The sequence below is a fragment of the Caldicellulosiruptor diazotrophicus genome (genome assembly GCF_017347585.1).
Taxonomy (GTDB): domain Bacteria; phylum Bacillota; class Thermoanaerobacteria; order Caldicellulosiruptorales; family Caldicellulosiruptoraceae; genus Caldicellulosiruptor; species Caldicellulosiruptor diazotrophicus.
Map to the genome: position 1 here is coordinate 1,291,275 of NZ_AP024480.1, position 19,163 is coordinate 1,310,437.

19 protein-coding genes are annotated in these 19,163 nt (G+C 33.6%); 1 reads left to right on the plus strand and 18 read right to left on the minus strand.

The window, feature by feature from the left end; translation table 11 throughout:
* Positions 1–14: 14 nt before the first annotated feature.
* From CaldiYA01_RS06190 to CaldiYA01_RS06270, 17 genes are all read right to left on the minus strand, one after another.
* Positions 15–1,466 (minus strand): HD family phosphohydrolase, encoded by a 1,452-nt coding sequence (locus CaldiYA01_RS06190; RefSeq protein ID WP_207182673.1) that lies wholly within the window; start codon positions 1,464–1,466, stop codon positions 15–17.
* Between the two features lie 3 nt (positions 1,467–1,469).
* Positions 1,470–2,447, minus strand: a complete 978-nt coding sequence (locus CaldiYA01_RS06195) for a PhoH family protein (protein ID WP_207182674.1) — start codon at positions 2,445–2,447, stop codon at positions 1,470–1,472.
* Between the two features lie 22 nt (positions 2,448–2,469).
* Positions 2,470–3,615: a sporulation protein YqfD gene (locus tag CaldiYA01_RS06200; RefSeq protein WP_207182675.1), complete on the minus strand. Its 1,146-nt coding sequence runs from the start codon at positions 3,613–3,615 to the stop codon at positions 2,470–2,472.
* Between the two features lie 3 nt (positions 3,616–3,618).
* Positions 3,619–3,921 (minus strand): sporulation protein YqfC, encoded by a 303-nt coding sequence (yqfC, locus tag CaldiYA01_RS06205; protein ID WP_207182676.1) that lies wholly within the window; start codon positions 3,919–3,921, stop codon positions 3,619–3,621.
* 140 nt (positions 3,922–4,061) lie between these two features.
* The gene (locus CaldiYA01_RS06210; RefSeq protein ID WP_207182677.1) at positions 4,062–4,508 is read right to left on the minus strand and encodes a GatB/YqeY domain-containing protein; all 447 of its coding nucleotides are present in this window, start codon (positions 4,506–4,508) and stop codon (positions 4,062–4,064) included.
* A gap of 19 nt (positions 4,509–4,527) precedes the next feature.
* The gene (gene rpsU, locus CaldiYA01_RS06215) at positions 4,528–4,704 is read right to left on the minus strand and encodes a 30S ribosomal protein S21 (protein WP_011917352.1); all 177 of its coding nucleotides are present in this window, start codon (positions 4,702–4,704) and stop codon (positions 4,528–4,530) included.
* A gap of 98 nt (positions 4,705–4,802) precedes the next feature.
* A complete protein-coding gene (locus tag CaldiYA01_RS06220; RefSeq protein ID WP_207182678.1) occupies positions 4,803–5,222 on the minus strand; it encodes an acyl-CoA thioesterase in 420 nt (139 codons plus the stop codon).
* 27 nt (positions 5,223–5,249) lie between these two features.
* Positions 5,250–7,001: a pyruvate kinase gene (gene pyk, locus CaldiYA01_RS06225; RefSeq protein WP_207177963.1), complete on the minus strand. Its 1,752-nt coding sequence runs from the start codon at positions 6,999–7,001 to the stop codon at positions 5,250–5,252.
* 21 nt (positions 7,002–7,022) lie between these two features.
* Complete coding sequence (pfkA, locus tag CaldiYA01_RS06230; RefSeq protein WP_307729578.1) at positions 7,023–7,991, minus strand: 6-phosphofructokinase; 969 nt, start codon at positions 7,989–7,991, stop codon at positions 7,023–7,025.
* Positions 7,992–8,017: 26 nt separating this feature from the next.
* Complete coding sequence (locus CaldiYA01_RS06235; RefSeq protein WP_207177965.1) at positions 8,018–8,209, minus strand: hypothetical protein; 192 nt, start codon at positions 8,207–8,209, stop codon at positions 8,018–8,020.
* 19 nt (positions 8,210–8,228) lie between these two features.
* Positions 8,229–8,477 carry a trp RNA-binding attenuation protein MtrB gene (mtrB, locus tag CaldiYA01_RS06240; RefSeq protein WP_013403351.1) on the minus strand — a complete coding sequence of 83 codons (249 nt, stop codon included), beginning with the start codon at positions 8,475–8,477 and terminating at the stop codon, positions 8,229–8,231.
* Positions 8,478–8,525: 48 nt separating this feature from the next.
* Positions 8,526–11,948: a DNA polymerase III subunit alpha gene (locus tag CaldiYA01_RS06245; protein WP_207177967.1), complete on the minus strand. Its 3,423-nt coding sequence runs from the start codon at positions 11,946–11,948 to the stop codon at positions 8,526–8,528.
* Between the two features lie 31 nt (positions 11,949–11,979).
* Positions 11,980–13,050, minus strand: coding sequence for an HD-GYP domain-containing protein (locus tag CaldiYA01_RS06250; RefSeq protein WP_207177969.1), 1,071 nt, complete (start codon positions 13,048–13,050; stop codon positions 11,980–11,982).
* A complete protein-coding gene (locus CaldiYA01_RS06255) occupies positions 13,031–13,630 on the minus strand; it encodes a 5-formyltetrahydrofolate cyclo-ligase (protein ID WP_207182753.1) in 600 nt (199 codons plus the stop codon). The genes CaldiYA01_RS06250 and CaldiYA01_RS06255 overlap by 20 nt, the downstream gene beginning before the upstream one ends.
* A 105-nt stretch (positions 13,631–13,735) precedes the next feature.
* The gene (gene rpmF, locus CaldiYA01_RS06260) at positions 13,736–13,912 is read right to left on the minus strand and encodes a 50S ribosomal protein L32 (protein ID WP_207177971.1); all 177 of its coding nucleotides are present in this window, start codon (positions 13,910–13,912) and stop codon (positions 13,736–13,738) included.
* A gap of 6 nt (positions 13,913–13,918) precedes the next feature.
* Complete coding sequence (locus CaldiYA01_RS06265; protein ID WP_207177973.1) at positions 13,919–14,440, minus strand: YceD family protein; 522 nt, start codon at positions 14,438–14,440, stop codon at positions 13,919–13,921.
* Between the two features lie 65 nt (positions 14,441–14,505).
* Complete coding sequence (locus CaldiYA01_RS06270; protein WP_207177974.1) at positions 14,506–15,165, minus strand: helix-hairpin-helix domain-containing protein; 660 nt, start codon at positions 15,163–15,165, stop codon at positions 14,506–14,508.
* A gap of 150 nt (positions 15,166–15,315) precedes the next feature.
* Here CaldiYA01_RS06270 and CaldiYA01_RS06275 point away from each other — a divergent pair, with 150 nt between their 5' ends.
* On the plus strand, positions 15,316–16,671 hold the full coding sequence (locus CaldiYA01_RS06275; RefSeq protein WP_207177975.1) for a D-alanyl-D-alanine carboxypeptidase family protein: 1,356 nt from the start codon (positions 15,316–15,318) through the stop codon (positions 16,669–16,671).
* Positions 16,672–16,699: 28 nt separating this feature from the next.
* Here the strand turns inward: CaldiYA01_RS06275 and leuS are convergent, their stop codons facing one another.
* Entirely contained in the window at positions 16,700–19,153 is a 2,454-nt protein-coding gene (gene leuS, locus CaldiYA01_RS06280; protein ID WP_207177976.1) for a leucine--tRNA ligase, read from the minus strand.
* Positions 19,154–19,163 lie beyond the last annotated feature (10 nt).

Consider the following 19,163-nt stretch of genomic DNA (forward strand, 5'->3'; position numbering starts at 1 on the left):
TCATCTGATTTGTTTTAAGAATCTTCGAATATATTATAACTAACTCTCTTATGAAAAACACCCGTTAAAACTTTGATAAAACTTTCGGATATAATTTCAAGCTCTTTAAATGTCAAATCACTGTTATTTAGCTGTCCATCAAGAAGCTTTTCTTGGATAACATTTCTTATAGTAGCTTCAATAATCTGAGGCGTTGGAGAAGAAAGTGCCCTGACAGCTGCTTCAACAGAATCAGCCAACATAACAATTGCAGCTTCTTTACTTTGCGGGATTGGTCCATCATATCTAAATTTTTCCTCGCTCACTTGTTGATTTTGACTTAACGCTTTTCCATAAAAAAATGCCACTTTAGTAGTACCATGATGTTGTTTTATAATGTCAAGAACCTGTCTCGGTAGCTTGTATTCTTTCCCAATCTCCACACCATCTTTTGTGTGTGAGATTATTATAAGAGCTGAAAGAGTAGGGGTTATCTTGTTGTGAGGGTCTTCTTCAATAATCTGATTTTCTTTGAAATAAAAAGGTCTTTTTAACTTTCCAATGTCGTGATAATAAGCACCTATGCGGGCAAGAAGATAATTCCCACCAACTGCTTCACATGCAATCTCGGCTAAATTCCCCACTATTAAACTATGATGATAAGTACCTGGAGCTTCAAGTAAAAGTCTTTTCAGTAGTGGATGGTTGGGATTAGAAAGCTCCATAAGTCTAATGGGGGTGGTAAAATCAAATAAATATTCACATACAGGTAAAGTTCCATATGCAATAATAAACGAAAGTGATGTACCAATAAAAGAATTTGCTGAAGTGATCAACACCTCAGCCCCGTTTATTTTAAATACCAGTTCAGCTGATAAAACAAAAAGTGCAGAAATTAAACTGGCTAAAAACCCGTGAGATATAAATTGCAGCCTATTTTGAATATTATGTGATACAATTGCACACAAACTTCCTGTCACAAAAAGATGAAGAGCAAAACTTAGACTATTCATCCCAACAATTAATAAAGTTACAACAGAGAGTATAATATTAAAAATTATTGATACTCTCACATCAATCAGTAGAGAAATTAAAATAACCCCTACAAAAGCTGGCACAGCATAAGTTGGTATGGGAAGAAGAAACTTTATTAAAAGAAGATTTAAGGCTATTATAGCACTTGTTGCTGCCATATCTCTACAGTTATCAATAAATTTCCTCTCAAAAAGATAAAAATAAACCCCCATTATGAGAGATAGTATCAAAATTAATAAAACTGCAGCTGATAAATCACCTGCTATTTTAAAATTAGAATATTTTATGTCAGGATTAAAAAATCGAAAAATTTTATTCCATACTATGGATGTTCCTTTTCTTTTAGACAGTGATATCAATAGCAACGAAAACCCAAAAAAAGAGAAAAAAAGAATAAATCGATAATAGTAAATCCTTTTTCTCTCTTGCCATCGTTGAAAAAATTTTAACATGGTCTATGCTTTTTGTTTCTCCTTTCGTTTTTCTTCATATCTGTTGTAAGCATTAATAATCTTTTGAACAAGTTGATGACGAACAACATCCTGATACGTCAAAAAAACAAATTCTATTCCTTCAATATCCCTAAGTATCTTCGTTACCTGAACAAGTCCAGATTCAACCCCACTTGGTAAATCAATCTGAGTAATATCACCAGTCACTACAGCCTTTGATCCAAACCCCAGTCTTGTCAAAAACATCTTCATTTGCTCTGAAGTTGTGTTTTGCGCCTCATCTAAAATTATAAAAGCATCATCTAAGGTCCTTCCACGCATGTACGCAAGCGGAGCAACCTCAATTACTCCTCTTTCCATGTACCTTTGGTATGTTTCTGTGCCAATTAAGTCATGAAGTGCGTCATAAATTGGTCGCAAATATGGGTCTACTTTTGTTTGTAGATCTCCAGGTAAAAATCCTAATTTTTCACCTGCTTCAACAGCTGGTCTTGTAAGAATAATCTTGCTTACTTCTTTCTTTTTGAGATAATAGACAGCCATTGCCATAGCCAAATAAGTCTTACCAGTACCTGCAGGTCCAATCCCAAACACAATTGTATTATTCATAATTGCATTTATATATCTTTTTTGTCCAAGAGTTTTAGGTTTTACCTGTTTGCCTCTGTGAGTTATAAAAATAACATCGTTCTCTAAGCTTCTTATTTCTTCATCTTCTAAGGTCTCTACTATATAACGAATGGTATGTTCATCAATATCCAATTTTTTCTTCTCCATGTCATGTAATATTTTGATTGTTTTTTCAGCCTTACTTATATTATCTGGACTACTACCGATGATTTTTATCCCATTGTCTCTAAACACAATATTTACATTCAAAAGCTCTTCTAATGTTCTTACTTTGGAATCAAATTCACCAAATATATTCCAAAGTTCTTGAGTATCTTCAATACTTAAAGTTGAAACAAGCCTTTCTTCCAAATATTTCTGACCTCCTAATATTTTATTTTTTAATGCCAATTTCTTCTAAGCATTCATAATTTCTTTGGCATTCAATTTTCTTCATCTCACCTTTTTGCTTTATTACTTTTATATTTGTGCGAATTGATAAAACATTTAATATCTTTTTGTTTTTTGTAAGTGTCATAAACTTTTTATCACATTCTTTTATAATCTTTACTTTTATTTGAGTAAACGTAGGTATAAACCTTTTCAACTTGTATCTTCTGATTTCATACACTCCCACCCAAATATCCAAAGGTGAAAGTTTATACTCTTTTATTTTAATTTTATCACAATTCTCGTTTTTAGTAACTATATTTTTAAGTTTGATTTCATAATTTCCAACTTTTATGTATGGAATTGTTGATTTTGAAATATATTCTTTTTGATATAAGGGAATAGTAAAATCCGTAGAAACGGTATAAAATGTGATTGCTTCTATTTGAGCATTTGCATCTTCAAAATATTTAATTCCATCCTTAGAGAATACTTTATTATCTACAAGAAGCTGTCCACTTACTACAGTATCACCTTCTTTTACAAGTAAATTCCCAGATTTTAGAATTATCTTTTTAATAATTCCACTACTTGCTGCAAATATCTGTCCTTTATAGTTCTCTATTTCTGTTGTTTCTCTTTTTACATACTCTATAAACAAACGAGCACCTTCTTTTTTTACATTAACCCACATCAAATCACCTAAATCAGTAAGAAGTTTTTTTTCGAGTATTTTTTCATCAATTTTATATTTTGGAATAATTGGTTTTATATTGTATTGGTAAAGTTTTTCTTTTATTTTTTTATCAAAAAATATATCTGTATGACCATGATTTAAAATAACTATGTCAAAAATAAACTGGTTAAAGACTATTAAAATAAAAATACACAATCCGAATGTTATTAATTTCCATAATGTTAGTTCTCTTAAATAAAAATATACCCCATTTTTTTCTAATATACTTATCTTGCAATTTATTCTTTTAGCAATTTTTGTTACTTTTCTATAATTATTAGTTGATATTTCAATAATAATAGTATTATCTTGTTTAAAGTATAATTTAAGTAAAATCTTATTGAAAGTAAGTAAATTTAAAAACTTGTTTAGATTTTCTCCTTCTACTTTTAAAACAAGTTTTCCACTACACACCTTTTAACCACTTCTCCCTTGTGTAGGTTCAGAAGAATATTTCACTGATTTTATTCTTCCCCTAATTATAATTGTTTCGCTGTCCATCCTTTCAATTATAAGTTTTTCTCCTTCAACTATAAGAGGAAAGACACTTGTGTTTATCTTAACAAAAGTATCTTCATAACTTATCAGTCCTTTTTGGTTCTCAACAGTAATTTCTTGATCACCTATTAATATAATCCTTGGCTGGTTTGTTATAACCTCTTGTGGAAACTGAGATAACAAAGCAAACTGTCTTAAATTTTTCTTCGATATCTTTGACATCAACTTCACTTATTTAAAAAAATTTAAGGTCCACCTCTATTTTATTTCTACTCAATTTTTTTTATAACTTATCCAAAAAATAAAAAAAGTGACCTTCTTCTACTTAAGGAAGGCCACTTTAATTTTAAATTATTCTATTTTTACTGTTGTAAAAATTTTTTAACAATCTCACTTACAACTTTCCCTTCTGCTCTGCCACTTACCTTTTTCATAACCTCTTGCATTACCTTACCCATATCTTTTACACCATTAGGTTTCATAACTTCTATAGTTTCCTTCACAAGTTGTTCTATCTCTTCTTCGCTGAGCATAGGTGGAAGGTAAGAAGCTAAAATTTCAATCTCTCTATTTAATTCATCAATCAAATCTTGTCTTCCACTTTTTATATATTCAGGTAAACTATCTTTCCTCTTCTTAATTTCCTTAGAAATAACATTCAACACCCCATTATCGTCAAGAATAACTTTATTGTCCTTTTCAAACTGCAATATAGCAGCTCTTACCATACCAACAACATTTTTTCTGACAACATCTTTTTCTTTCATTGCAGTTTTATAATCTTCAAGGAGCTTATCTTTGAGACTCAACAAAAACGCCTCCTACTCCTTATCTACGCTTTCTCCTACGTGCAGCTTCTGATTTTTTCTTTCTTCTAACGCTTGGGCTTTCATAGTGCTCTCTTTTTCTGAGCTCAGCTAAAACCCCAGCTTCTGCACATTTCTTTTTAAATCTTCTGAGGGCACTATCGAGTGATTCATTCTCACCCACTCTTACTTCTGACATCAATTTCCCTCCCCTCAAACCAGGCTCAAAAACACTACTTCAGGATTATGGTATTATTATAACTCACTTATTTAATATATGTCAAACAGTTTTAAATATTACAGTTTATCTTCCACCCACAGCTTTTCAAAATTCAAAAACAAATCCCTGTTTTTTTTCTGCAAATTTAACGGTTTAAAATTTTTATCTACAAAAGCATGTTCTGTAAAACCTGTTGCACACAAAACCCCATCTCTTTTAACTTCATAGTAAAATTTTATTCTCGTAGGCGCTAAATTATTAACCCTTGCACTTACCGTTATCTTATCCTCGTAAAAACAAGCTCTTTTAAAATCACAAAAGCAGCTTATAAGCGGCAGATACACCCCAAATTCTTTTTCAATTTGAGAATATGAAACACCTACCTTTTTTATAAGCTCTGTACGAGCTGCCTCAAACCAAATAAAATAATTTGAGTGATGTACAATACCCATTCTGTCTGTTTCAGCATATCTAACTATTATTTCTATTTCTACCATTATTTATTACCCCTAAAATCTTTTATCCTATACTTTCTGCTCTCCACTAAATACAATGCCTTTTTGAGTATCAATTGTAACCACAATCCCTGTTTTTAATATCTCCAAAGCATTTTTTGCATCTGTTATTACGGGTATATCAAGTGCAGCACCTACAATTACAGCATGAGAGTTCTGTCCACCTTCTTCTGTAATAATTCCAGATGATCTTTTCATATACGGTATAAATTCGTTATTTGTTTGATTTGTAACAATAATATCTCCATCTTCAAAATTCTGTTTAAGATCATTAATTGTTCTTACAACACATACCCTGCTTGTTACCTTGCCGCTTCCCCAGCCTCGCCCTTCAACCAAAACATGTCCTACAACGTGAACTTTAAGTATATTTGTTGTTCCACTTACACCAACAGGAACTCCAGCAGTGATAACAACTAAATCTCCATTTTTTACAATCTTGGATTTCACAGCTATTTCAACAGCATGGTCAAATATATCATCGGTGGAACTCTTGTACTCAGCCAAAAATGGATACACACCCCATGACAGATTCAACTGTCTTCTTACCTTCTCACAAGGTGTGGTTGCAATAATTGGACATGCAGGTCTGAATTTTGAAACCATTCTTGCAGTATTACCTGACTTTGTCACAGTTATGATAGCTTTTGCACCAAGGTCATGTGCGGTTGTACAAGTTGCATGTGAAATTGCATTTGTCACATTAACAGGCATATCAAATATCTGAGATTGGAATCTCTTGATATAATCAATCTGATTTTCCACTCTCTCAGCAATCTTTGCCATTGTAGCAACACTTTCAACGGGGTATTTGCCCATTGCTGTTTCGCCAGAAAGCATTATCGCAGAAGTTCCATCAAATATAGCATTGGCAATATCGCTAACCTCTGCCCTCGTAGGTCTTGGATTTCGTATCATAGATTCAAGCATCTGGGTTGCTGTTATGACAGGCTTTCCTGCTTTGTAACACTTCTCAATCAGCATCTTTTGGACAAGCGGAACTTCCTCAAAAGGAAGTTCTACGCCTAAGTCTCCTCTTGCAACCATAATACCATCTGCAACCCTTATTATTTCGTCACAGTTAGCAACACCTTCTTGAGTTTCTATTTTGGCAATTATTAAAATGTCTTTTCCTCCATTTTTATTAAGAAATTCTCTGATTTCAACAACGTCACTTGCCTTTCTTATAAATGAGGCTGCAATAAAATCTACATCGTTTTCTATTTCAAACAGAATATCCTCTTTATCCTTCTGGGTAAGTGCAGGAAGTCTTATGGGTATACCTGGTACATTTACCCCTTTTTGGTTGGTTAAAATTCCTCCATTTTTTACCTTGCAGATTATATTCTTTTCTGTTTTGTCTTCAACAATTAGCTCAATAAGTCCATCATCAATAAGAATTTTATCACCTGGTTTTACATCCTCAACAAGTTCTTTATAAGTTATACTCACCATTTCTTCGTTTCCTAAAATTTCCTCCGTGGTCAGAACAAATTTTTGACCTTCTTTTAGTTCTACTTTGCCGTCCTTAAAAAAACCTATTCTTATTTCTGGTCCTTTTGTGTCAAGCAAAATAGGAATAGGCTTGTCAAGTTCTTCTCTTATTTTTTTTACCATGTCAATCTTTTTCTTATGCTCTTCATGAGTACCATGAGAAAAATTTAATCTAACAACATCCATTCCATTTTCAACAAGTTCTTTTACTATTTCCTCTGTATCGGTCGCTGGACCTAATGTACAAATTATTTTTGTCTTTCTCAAATTTAAACCCTCCACAAAAAGTTATAAAGAAAGGATAGTAGCTAAATTATACATATACTCATCAATTGTCTTTTGCATAGAGAGTGCTTCATCAATATCATAATCAACAATCTTTCCATCCTTCATAGCAATTATCCTGTTTTTCTTACCTTCTTTAATAACTTCAACAGCTTTTGCACCCATCAAACTTGCAACAACTCTATCGTACGCAGTTGGTGAACCACCTCTTTGGATATACCCAAGAATGGTCGCTCTTGTCTCTATTCCTGTTGCTTCTTCAATCTCTTTTGCAAGCTCTGTTGCTCCACCAATTCCCTCAGCCAATATAATCAAGTTGTGGAGCTTTCCTTTGTTTTTGCCGTCAATTATTCTTCTGATTATCTCATCCTTGTCAAGACCTTTTTCAGGAATCACGATTGACTCAGCACCACCTGCGATACCACTATAAAGAGCAATATATCCTGCGTGACGTCCCATTACCTCAAGAATACTAACTCTTTCGTGAGAGGTTGCTGTATCTCTTATTTTGTTAATCGCATCCTGCACTGTATTCAATGCTGTGTCAAACCCTATTGTATAATCTGTACATGCGATATCATTGTCAATGGTTCCTGGAATTCCAACAACGTTTATACCAAATTTACTTAGGTCTCTTGCTCCCCTGAAAGACCCATCTCCGCCAATTACAACAAGAGCATCAATCTTGAATATCTTACACATTGAAGCAGCTTTTTTGAGTCCATTTTCTGTCATAAATTCAGGCGATCTTGCTGTTAATAGTATTGTTCCACCACGCTGGATTATGTCTGAAACAGACCTTAGGTTCATCTCAAAAATATCGCCCTCAATAAGGCCATTATAACCTCGTCTTATACCCATTACTCTAAATCCATAGTAGATACCTGTTCTCACAACTGCTCGAATAGCAGCATTCATTCCCGGCGCATCGCCACCACTTGTCAAAACACCAATAGTTCTCACTTCTGGCATATATTTTATTCCCCTTTCTTTTTAGTTTAAAATCCTTTTTCAATTATTATGTTGTGTGCTTCATTAACTTCAGTTTCTGGCACTATTATTTCAAAATAACCCTCTTTCCCTTCCTGAGAAATAGATTTGACCTTTGCAAGAATCCCTACCTTCTCAAGTTCTTCTTTAATTTTGTTGGCAATCTCACTATTTGAGGTTACATAAACAACTTCCCACATAAAAACACCTTCTACACTATCATTTATTCTGGGACTCTGAAACAATTAGTCCAAACTTTGTGTAAATTTCTGCCCTTCCTCTTACTTTAATTGCAGATGTAACTTCGGTAAATTGAGCAAGTAAAACTTCACCACTATCAAGTTTTTCTGTGTGATGAAGTTTTGTATCTTTGCCTCTTGTAAGCCCTATGACATTTACTCCGTTTTCAAGTGCCTTGACTACTATATAGTCACCATTTTTGTATTCGTATACATTTTCATTTTCCATATCTCAATCTCACCTCTTTTCAAATATTATAACAAAACGGTCTAAAAATCAAGAATCTATATCTTCTAACCAAACATTTTCATTGCCAAACCACTCTCTGAGCTGTTCAATCACTGTAGGATTTATTTCTATACATAAATTTGACTTGGAAATCAGCCTTTTCTGATTATAATAAAGAACTATTTTAGACTTCCCTGCAAAGAATTTTACAAACGCTAAGAATTTTTTTGACTTTAATATTGTATCATCACTCACCCTTATTGCAATTGCTTTTTCACCGCTTTCTTGACCTTCCTGATGCTTGTCATTAGCCAGTCTGTCTACTTTTTGAGCAATAATTTTCACTCCTTCGTCCTCTCTGAATGTTGCCTTTGCCTCCATTATCACAATCATATCTTCCTTTATCAACTGAGAATACCTTTCGTAAACAGTAGGAAAAAATAATACTTCAACAGAATCTGTTAAATCTTCTAATTTTGCGAATGCCATTGTTTGATTATTCTTTGTAAGTTTTACTTTAATGTCTTTTAATATTCCGCACACGAGTATTTGCCCAAACTTGTATTCATCTTCTTCAGTCATTGTAGATATTTCAGAGAGAGGAGTTACATTATATTTTGAAATTTCCTCTATATACTTTTCAAGTGGATGACTGCTTATATATACTCCAATTGTATCTTTTTCCATTCTTATGAGGTCATGAGCTGTTGGTTGTGGCATATTTTTGTATTCAAAACTTTCATTTTCGTTACCTGATATTTCAAAAAAACTAAACTGATTGGCATTCTTCTTTTTAGCTTGTTTTATAACAAGTATGTCTTCGACTGAAGCTAAAAGCGAATTCCTATTTAAACCTGTAAAATCAAATGCACCTGAACGTATCAAATTTTCAATAATTCTTTTGTTTACAGTATTTGTGTCAACCCTCATTATAAAATCGTATAAATCCTTAAATTCACCTTTTTCTTCTCTCTCCTTTAGGATGTGGGCAATGATGTTCTCGCCCAAACTTTTTATAGCTCTAAGTCCAAATCTTATACTGTTTCCTTCAATTGTAAAGTCATAACTACTTTTGTTTATATCAGGTGGTAAAATAGATATCCCAAATTTCCTGCACTCTTCAATATACATTCCCACCTTCTCATTTGAGTTCATGACACTTGTAATTAAGCTTGTCATAAACTCGATAGTATAATACCTTTTCAAATATGCTGTTTGATATGCTAATATAGCATATGCAGCAGCATGTGACTTATTAAATGCATAACTTGCAAAATCTTCTATAATGGCGAAAATTTTTTCAGCTACTTCCTTATCTATTCCATTAGCTATAGCTCCTTCAATAAATCTGCTCTTTTCTTCCATCAGTATATCAGCTTTTTTCTTTGCCATTGCTCTTCTCACAAGGTCAGCTCTCCCAAGCGAGTATCCAGCAAGTGTTCTAAAAATTTGCATAACTTGTTCTTGATACACAATACATCCATAGGTTACATTTAAAATTGGTTCAAGGCTAGGATGTAAGTATTCAATTTTCTCTCTATTGTTTTTGTTCTGAATGTAAACTGGAATCTGGTCCATAGGTCCTGGTCTAAATAGAGAAATTCCTGCAATAATATCCTCCAAGTTTTCAGGTTTGAGTTCTTTCATAAACTGTTTCATGCCACTACTTTCAAGCTGAAACACACCATTCGTGTTTCCTTCTGATATAAATTCATAAACATTTTTATCATTATAGTCTATCTTGTCCAAATCAATCTCAATACCTCTATTTTTTTTCACAAGCTCCAACGTATTTTGAATGACAGTGAGTGTTCTCAAACCAAGAAAATCCATCTTCAAAAGCCCAAGTTCTTCTAAAGTTGTCATTGGAAACTGAGTAACAATAGCATCATCAGTCCTTGCCAACGGCACTAAATCTGTAATTGGACAACTTGAAATCACAACTCCGGCAGCATGAACAGATGCATGTCTTGGCATACCCTCAAGATTTCTTGCTGTATCAATTATTTTTCTTACCGTATTATTTCGTTCATAAACTTTTTTAAGCTCATGGTTTATCTCAAGTGCTTTGTCAATGGTCATCCCTGGAGAAAACGGAATCATCTTAGCAATTTCGTCTACCTGAGAATATGGGATTCCCAGAACCCTTCCAACATCTCTGATTGATGCTCTCGCCGCCATCGTTCCAAATGTAATTATTTGACTTACTCTGTCCTCTCCATATTTGCGAGTAACATAATCAATCACTTCCTGTCTTCTTTGGTAACAAAAGTCAATATCTATGTCGGGCATAGATACTCTTTCTGGATTTAAAAATCTCTCAAAAATAAGGTCATACTTTATTGGGTCAACATTTGTGATACCCAGACAGTATGCAACAATACTCCCAGCTGCAGAACCTCTCCCAGGTCCTACCATTATGTTATTTTGTTTAGCATAGTTTATAAAGTCCTGAACTATCAAAAAGTATTCAACAAATCCCATATCTTTTATCACTTGAAGCTCCATCATAAGCCTGTCATATGCTGCTTTGTCATCTTTTGAATATCTTTTCTTGAATCCTTCTAAAGCCAACTCTTTAAGATATTCAAATGCGTCATTTTTGCCTTTGGGCAGTTGAAATTTCGGAAGATTAATCTTACCAAACTCAAACTCAACATTGCATTTTTCAGCAATCTCCAATGTATTTTTTAATGCTTCTGGAATGTAACCAAAAAGTTGGTACATCTCTTCAGGTGATTTGAGGTAGAATTCATCAGTTGGAAATTCCATTCTGTTTGAATCATTTATAGTCTTTCCCGTTTGAATACAAAGTAAGATATCGTGAAGATTTCTATCTTCTCTCCTCAAATAATGGACATCATTAGTTGCCACGAGCGGAATTTGATATTTTTTTGACAGCCTCATAAGTTCATTATTTACAAACCTTTGCTCATCAATGTAATGATATTGAAGTTCAAAGTAAAAATTTTTGCCAAATACCTCTTTATAGAAATTTATCGCATTATGCAATCTTTCCTTTTGCTCTCTCAAAATTAGCTTAGGAATTTCCCCAGCAAGACAACTTGTAAGAGCAATGAGCCCTTTTGAATACTTACTCAAAACTTCTCTATCAACTCTTGGTTTATAGTAGAATCCTTCAACAAATCCAATTGAAACTATCTTAGAAAGATTTCTGTAACCATCATTGTCCATAGCAAGAAGGACAAGATGATGGATATCATTGTCGATATTTGGTTCTTTATCAAAGCGAGTTCGTGGAGCTAAATATACCTCACATCCAATTATAGGCTTAATACCATTTTCCTTGGCAGCTTTATAAAAATCTATAACACCATACATTGCTCCATGGTCAGTTATTGCTACAGCATTCATATTCAGCTCTTTTACCCTTTCAAAAAGCCTATCGATCCTACAAGCCCCGTCTAACAAACTATACTCTGTGTGAAGGTGAAGATGAACAAAATTCATTTTTCTTTTGCACCTTTCTTCTTTTCTGGTTTTATATCTCTAAATCATCCAAAACATCAACAATATAATAATGGAAATTCAAAGCCAAATCTATATCCTTGCGAAATGCGAGCCTTTTACCTTCGCTATCATAAAAAATTCTAACAATTGGTCTGGATGGAAACCTGGGATTATTATGAACAACTATCCCTTTTTCTCGAGTATTGAGTACAACCGGTGTTCCTATTTGAAAAAGAGAAATAAATGTGACAAATTTTGAAACGATGTAACTATCAAAATGTGTCGAACACGAATTTAATAGATATTCAATCGCCATATGAGGTTTTAGGCGTTTTCTAAATTCTCTATCACTTACTAAAGCGTCAAACACATCTGCTACAGCTACAATTTTAGCCATTTGCGGGATTTCATCTCTGGTTTTGCCAAACGGATAACCACTGCCATCTAATCTTTCGTGATGGAAAAGTGCAATCTCTGCAACATTCTGTTCAAATTTGTACTCAGAGTTCAAGATATCATATCCAACAATTGTGTGCATTTTTATCATTTCATATTCTTTTTCCTGAAGAGGTCCTCTTTTACTTAAAATATTCCTGGGAATTCTTATTTTGCCAATATCATGAAGTAAAGTGCCCATACCAAGTATCATTAGTTTATCAAATTCATATCCAAGCTTTATTCCAATTAGAATTGAAAGAACTGTTGTGTTGAGCGAATGAAAAAGTGTGTAGTTCCCAACTGTGCGTATATCACATAAATTTAAAATAACCTCTTTTTGGTTCAAAAGAGAAGAAATTATTTTGCCAACAAGTTCTTTTATTTCAGGAGTAATCTCTTGTGCATTTATATATCTCGATGAGAAAACACCATTTACAATCTCAAATGCTTCTTCTTTAATTTCTTTGGTTATAACATCTTCTATGTAAATCTCGGTATTGTCATCTACAATGTAAATGTCATAAACTCCAAATTCTTTTAATCTTTTTATGATACTATTTGTGAGTTTCTGCCCACTTGCAATCAAAACCTTTCCATCTTCACTGTATATGTCCCGAGCAAGTAGCATACCTTCTTTTGCATTTTTAAGGAGTATTCTTCTCATCGTATTCTCCCCTATATGCATTTTTTTGCAGTATGATAAACCTATCAGTCACAATTATATCAAGTTTTACATCATGATTTTCTGGTTTTATTCTTTTTATTTTTTGAAAATGGTAAGCAACTCCAATTTTTATACAATGCGGATCTACATTTTTCAAAAACCTATCGTAGTAACCCTTACCAAACCCCACCCTGTTTAAATTATTGTCAAACGCAACAATTGGTACAATACACACATCTATTTGTGATGGAGGTATCTGGTATGTATTTGACGGCTCTAAGATACCAAGCTTATTTCTGTGAAGCTTATCCTCTCTTTTATACTCACAAGCCACCATTTCTGCACTATTTACAACTTTGGGTACATACACCCTTTTGTTCTTTTTGATTAGATATTCTATAATTCTTTTAGTATCAACTTCATATGGAAGACTCATGTAAATGAAGATGGTTTGAAATACAAATGTTGAAAGAAGTTTTTTCAAGTTTCTGTATACCAATATATCAAGATATAATTTTCTCCTTGGTTCAACCAATTTTCGCCTGATTCCTATAACTTTTCTTATTTTTCGTTTGACCAGTTTTCATCACCCTTTTCTATTAATTTATCACTTTTTTATTACAATTGAAATACCTTTTATGGATTCAAAGTAAAATAGCCCTGAAAATAAATCAGGGCTATTTCGTTAGTCTTGGTTTACAACTTTTCTATTTCTATAATACCCGCAATTTGGACATACCCTGTGAGGAAGTTTCATTTCATGACACTGTGGACACTCTGCGAGATTTGGAATTTCCAATTTCCAATTAGCTCTATGTTTGTGTGTTCTTTGTTTTGACCATCTTCTTTTTGGTTGTGCCATTTTCTATCACACCTCCTTTTTTTCATCTGTGTCTAATTGATTAATAATGGTTTTTAAAATGCTCAGTCTTGGGTCAATATCATCTTTTTCACAAGAACATGAACTCACATTCAGGTTTGTTCCACATACAGGACAAAGCCCCTTGCAGTCTTCCTTGCATAGATACTTCATTGGCAGATATAGAACAATTGTTGCTACTATGCTATCATCAAATTCAATGATATCATCCACAAACTTAATTACTTCATCATCTGTAGTATCTTCTCTATTAGAGTACTCTTCATAAAAAGGAACGTCAACTTCAACATAAGCATCATCTGTACATCTGTAACATATTGTTTTTAGCCTTGTTTTGACATTTCCACTGACCTCAATTAAATTTCCCTTCTTTGTAGCCACCCCATAAAAATAGACAGGTTCAACGAAAAATAAAATATCACCTCTAAATTCAAGCTTTTCCCAAGATTCACAAAATTCAAACTCTTCAGAGTCACCATTTGTTTTTAATTTTGACACATCTAATCTCATCTTTATAGTCACCTCGTATCATAACGGTTGTATTATAAACTTTTATTTGAGTTTTGTCAATTGATTTATTGCACTGTGATGGAATCCTTAATACTCTCGAATATCTTCTCCCCAATACCATTTACATTCTTTATCTCTTCAATACTTTTAAATGGACCATGCTTTTGTCTATATTCTATTATCCTTTCAGCAAGTTTATCACCAATTCTATCAAGAGTTTTCAACTCCTCCTTTGTTGCAGTATTGATATTTATTTTTCCTTCACCTGCAGAAATTGTTTCTTGTTTCGTCCCACTTGAGGAAGGAGGCAACATACTTTTTGACTGTATTTCGCTCATCTTTGGAATATAAATCTTTTGCCCATCAGAAATTTTCTCGGCAAGATTAATTGAATTCAAGTCACTTCCTGGCAAAGCTCCACCCGCCAAAATTAAGGCATCGTTTATTCTGCTGCCTGGCAAAAGCTCATAAACTCCTGGATTTTTTACGTTTCCGCACACATAGACAACATATTTTTGCTGAGAATCTTGGATATTTGTCTCAGCTGTTTTTCCACCTTCATTGTTCATTATGTCATTGTCGCTTTCTTGTGACTCAAGGGTAACCACTTCTCCGGTGCTTTTGTCTAAAAAATTATTGCGTGTGAAATACTGGTATATATTTAGTGTAAGAAGCACAGCAATTATCACAATCATAACCTTTTCTCTTTTTGTAAATATAGGCATTTTATTTCACCTTCTTTTTTTTGATTGTAGTACTTCACAGGAGAATAAAAAGTTTTGCCAGAAGTCCAGCAATTGACATAAAAGCTGGTCATAATATATACTTATTTTATCACATGCAAACAAAATTTTTAAAGGCGGTGACAGTATTTAATGTCTCAGTTTCTAAAAAAGATAGGGTTATATCTAATTATCTTTGCACTTCTTTTTGCAATACTTTTTACATACCCTTTATATACATACTCACAGCAAGAGTCCCCAGACAAACTTGGCTTGAGCGCAAAATCAGCCATTTTAGTTGAAGCACATACGGGGCAGATTTTATTTGAAAAAAATCCTAATTTAATATGCTTTCCTGCAAGTACTACCAAGGTTCTCACAGCACTTGTTGCTATATCATATGAACATGATCTTAACAAGATATTTAAAGTTTCTTCAAAAGCCACAATGATTGAACCAGGAAGTAGCAGTTACTATCTTAACCCAGGGGAGACTATATCTTTCCAGGACCTCCTTTATGCTATGCTTTTGATATCTGCAAACGATGCAGCTAATGTGATTGCTGAAAATATAGCTGGTAATATCCCAGCATTTGTTGAAAAAATGAACCAATACGCAAAAAGTATTGGTACCAAAAATTCTCATTTTGTAAATCCAAATGGACTTCATTCTCCTCAGCACTATACAACTGCTTATGATTTGAGCCTTATTGCAAGACAGGCTTATCAAAATAAGATTTTGAGAAAGATATTTTCTACAGTTGAATATAGAATTACAACCGCTTCAATGCATAAAAAAACTGAGTGGCAGATAATTTATAATATAAATAAACTTCTGCGTAAAAACTCTAAATATTATTACCCATATGCAACAGGAATAAAAACAGGTTATACAGCCCAGGCAAAAAGATGCTTAATTGCCTCTGCTAAAAAAGACGACATTGAACTTATCGCTGTTATTCTCTCTTCTGAAGATGCTTTTTCAGATGCAATTAAGCTATTTAATTACGGTTTTAACAACTTTAAAAGAGAGAAACTTTTTTCAGAGAATCAAATTGTTGGTAAAGTATTGATAGATAAAACAAATCATAAATGGCTGGATGGATATCTTAAAACTCCTGTTTATGTTCTTCAAAATGTTTACTCTCCAGCAGAATCTGACTTAACTTACACTGTAGACTTTTTAAAAGACTTAAAACTGCCAGTATATAAAGACACAGTCATCGGAAATGTGTATGTGTACAGTAAGGGATATCTCATCAGTTCCATACCTGTTCTTTCATATGAAAGATATGAAATGCAAACTTCAAAGAAAATTTTACAGAATGTAAAAAATGGATTGATAAAGGGTACTAAAGTAGTGATAGAAATCTTGGCAGGAATTATCTTGTGTGTGCTACTATTTACAGTTATAACTATAATCAGGTTTAAGCGTAAAAAAATGAGACTAAAACTCAGGTCGACAAAAACAATAGATTTTTCAACATTACAAAATAAAAAATTAAAATAAAGAGGGCACAACGTAAATGCCCTCTTTATTATTTTACAACAATGTTAACAAGTCTATTTTTCACATACACAAACTTAACTATTTCCTTCCCATTCAAAAGCGCTTTAAGTTTCTGGTCATTGATAACTGCCTGTTTCACTTCTTCTTCTGTCATATCCACAGAGATGTTCATCCTTGACCTTACCTTGCCATTTATCTGAATAGCAATCTCTACGTTCTTTCGAACAAGAGCAGCTTCATCGTACTGCGGCCAGCTTACCTCTTCAATGTCCTCACCAAACCCCATAATCTCCCATAGCTCACATGCAATGTGGGGTGTAAATGGATAAATCAATATTAACAAATTCCTGAGTGTATCAACAATTAAATCTTTATTTAATTTTCCATTCTCCTTATACTCATACAAAAAATTCAAAAGTTCCATGATAGTACTGATAGCAGTGTTAAAGTTGAACCTCTCTCCTATATCCTCTGTGACCTTTTTAATTGTATAATTTAATCTATATTTTAGTTCATCGTCAAGTTCAGACTCACCAATAAGATTATCATCTGCAAGTTTGTTTTTAAGTTCTATATAAAGTCTCCACAGCCTATTTAAAAACCTAAAACATCCCTCAACACCTTGGTCTGACCACTCTAAATCTCTCTCCGGCGGTGCAGCAAAAAGTATAAATAGCCTTGCTGTGTCAGCTCCATACTTTTCTACTATGTCTTCAGGACTGACTATATTTCCAAGCGATTTTGACATCTTTGCTCCATCTTTTAACACCATGCCTTGCGTCAAGAGGTTCTTGAAAGGCTCTTCAAAAGGTACATAGCCAAGGTCATATAGCACCTTTGTAAAGAACCTAGAATACAGAAGATGCAATATAGCGTGTTCAACCCCACCAATATACTGGTCAACAGGGAGCCAGTAAGAAACAATGGATTTTTCGAAAGGTTTTTGATCATTTTTGGGGTCTGTGTATCTAAAATAATACCATGATGAACATATAAATGTGTCCATTGTATCAGTTTCTCTCTTTGCAGGCTCCCCACACTTTGGACATGTAGTGTTGACAAACTCTTCACAGTAAGAAAGTGGTGACTGCCCTGTTGGTTTAAACTCAACATTGTAAGGCAGCAAAACAGGCAAATCATCCTCAGGTACAGGAACAACCCCACATTTATCACAATATACAATAGGAATTGGAGCTCCCCAATAACGCTGTCTCGATATTAACCAATCTCTAAGTTTATACGTTACACATGCCCTGCCAACACCTTTTTGTTCCAAATGCTGTGTTATCTTTTTCATGGCCTCTGTATTTTTAAGCCCATCAAAAATTCCAGAATTAATCAAGACACCTTCGTCTTCATAGGCATTTTGAAGATTTTCGATGTCAATACCTTCACCTTTTATTACAACTTTAATAGGGAGATTATATTTTTTAGCAAACTCAAAGTCCCTTTGGTCATGCGCAGGAACACCCATTACAGCCCCTGTTCCATAATCAACCAGCACATAATTTGCAATATATATTGGAACTCTTTCACCTGTTAGAGGATGAATAGCATATCCACCCGTAAACCTTCCCTCTTTTTCTGTTTCTGTAGAAGTTCTCTCAATCTCATTTAGATATTGCATCTTTTCGATAAATTCCAAACACTCTTTCTCTTGAGGTTTTCCTGCTATTATCTCTTTTGTTAAGGGATGTTCTGGAGCCAAAACAAGGTATGTGACACCAAAAAGAGTATCAGGTCTTGTAGTAAACACTTTTATTTTTTTACCTAAGCCTTCAATTTCAAACTCAATCTCTGCACCTTCACTTTTCCCTATCCAGTTTTTTTGCATTATCTTTACCTTTTCTGGCCAACCGTCGAGCTTTTCTATATCACGAAGAAGTCTTTCTGCATAGTTGGTAATCCTAAAAAACCATTGCTCTAAATCTTTTTTACCAACAAGTGATTTACATCTTTCACATCTACCATTTACAACCTGTTCATTTGCAAGCACTGTCTCACACGATGGACACCAGTTCACATATGACCTCTTTCTATAGGCAAGTCCGGCTTTATAAAACTGCAAAAACATCCACTGAGTCCATTTATAATAGTCTGGATGACATGTGGCTACTTCTCTATCCCAATCATAGCTAATTCCAAGTTCCATAAGCTGTTTTTTCATATTCTCAATGTTTGACCATGTCCAGTCAGAAGGATGAATTCCATGCTTTATAGCAGCATTTTCAGCTGGTAATCCAAAAGCGTCCCAGCCCATCGGGTGCAAAACGTTGTATCCTTTTAATCTCATAAATCGAGCAAATACATCTCCAATCGAATAGTTCCTAACATGTCCCATATGAAGCTTTCCTGAAGGATATGGAAACATCTCAAGAACATAATATTTTGGTTTTGGACTGTCCTCTGATACTTTGTATTTGTTCTGTGAAAACCATTTTTGCTGCCATTTCTTTTCAATTTCTTTAAAATTATATTCCATTTTTTCATAC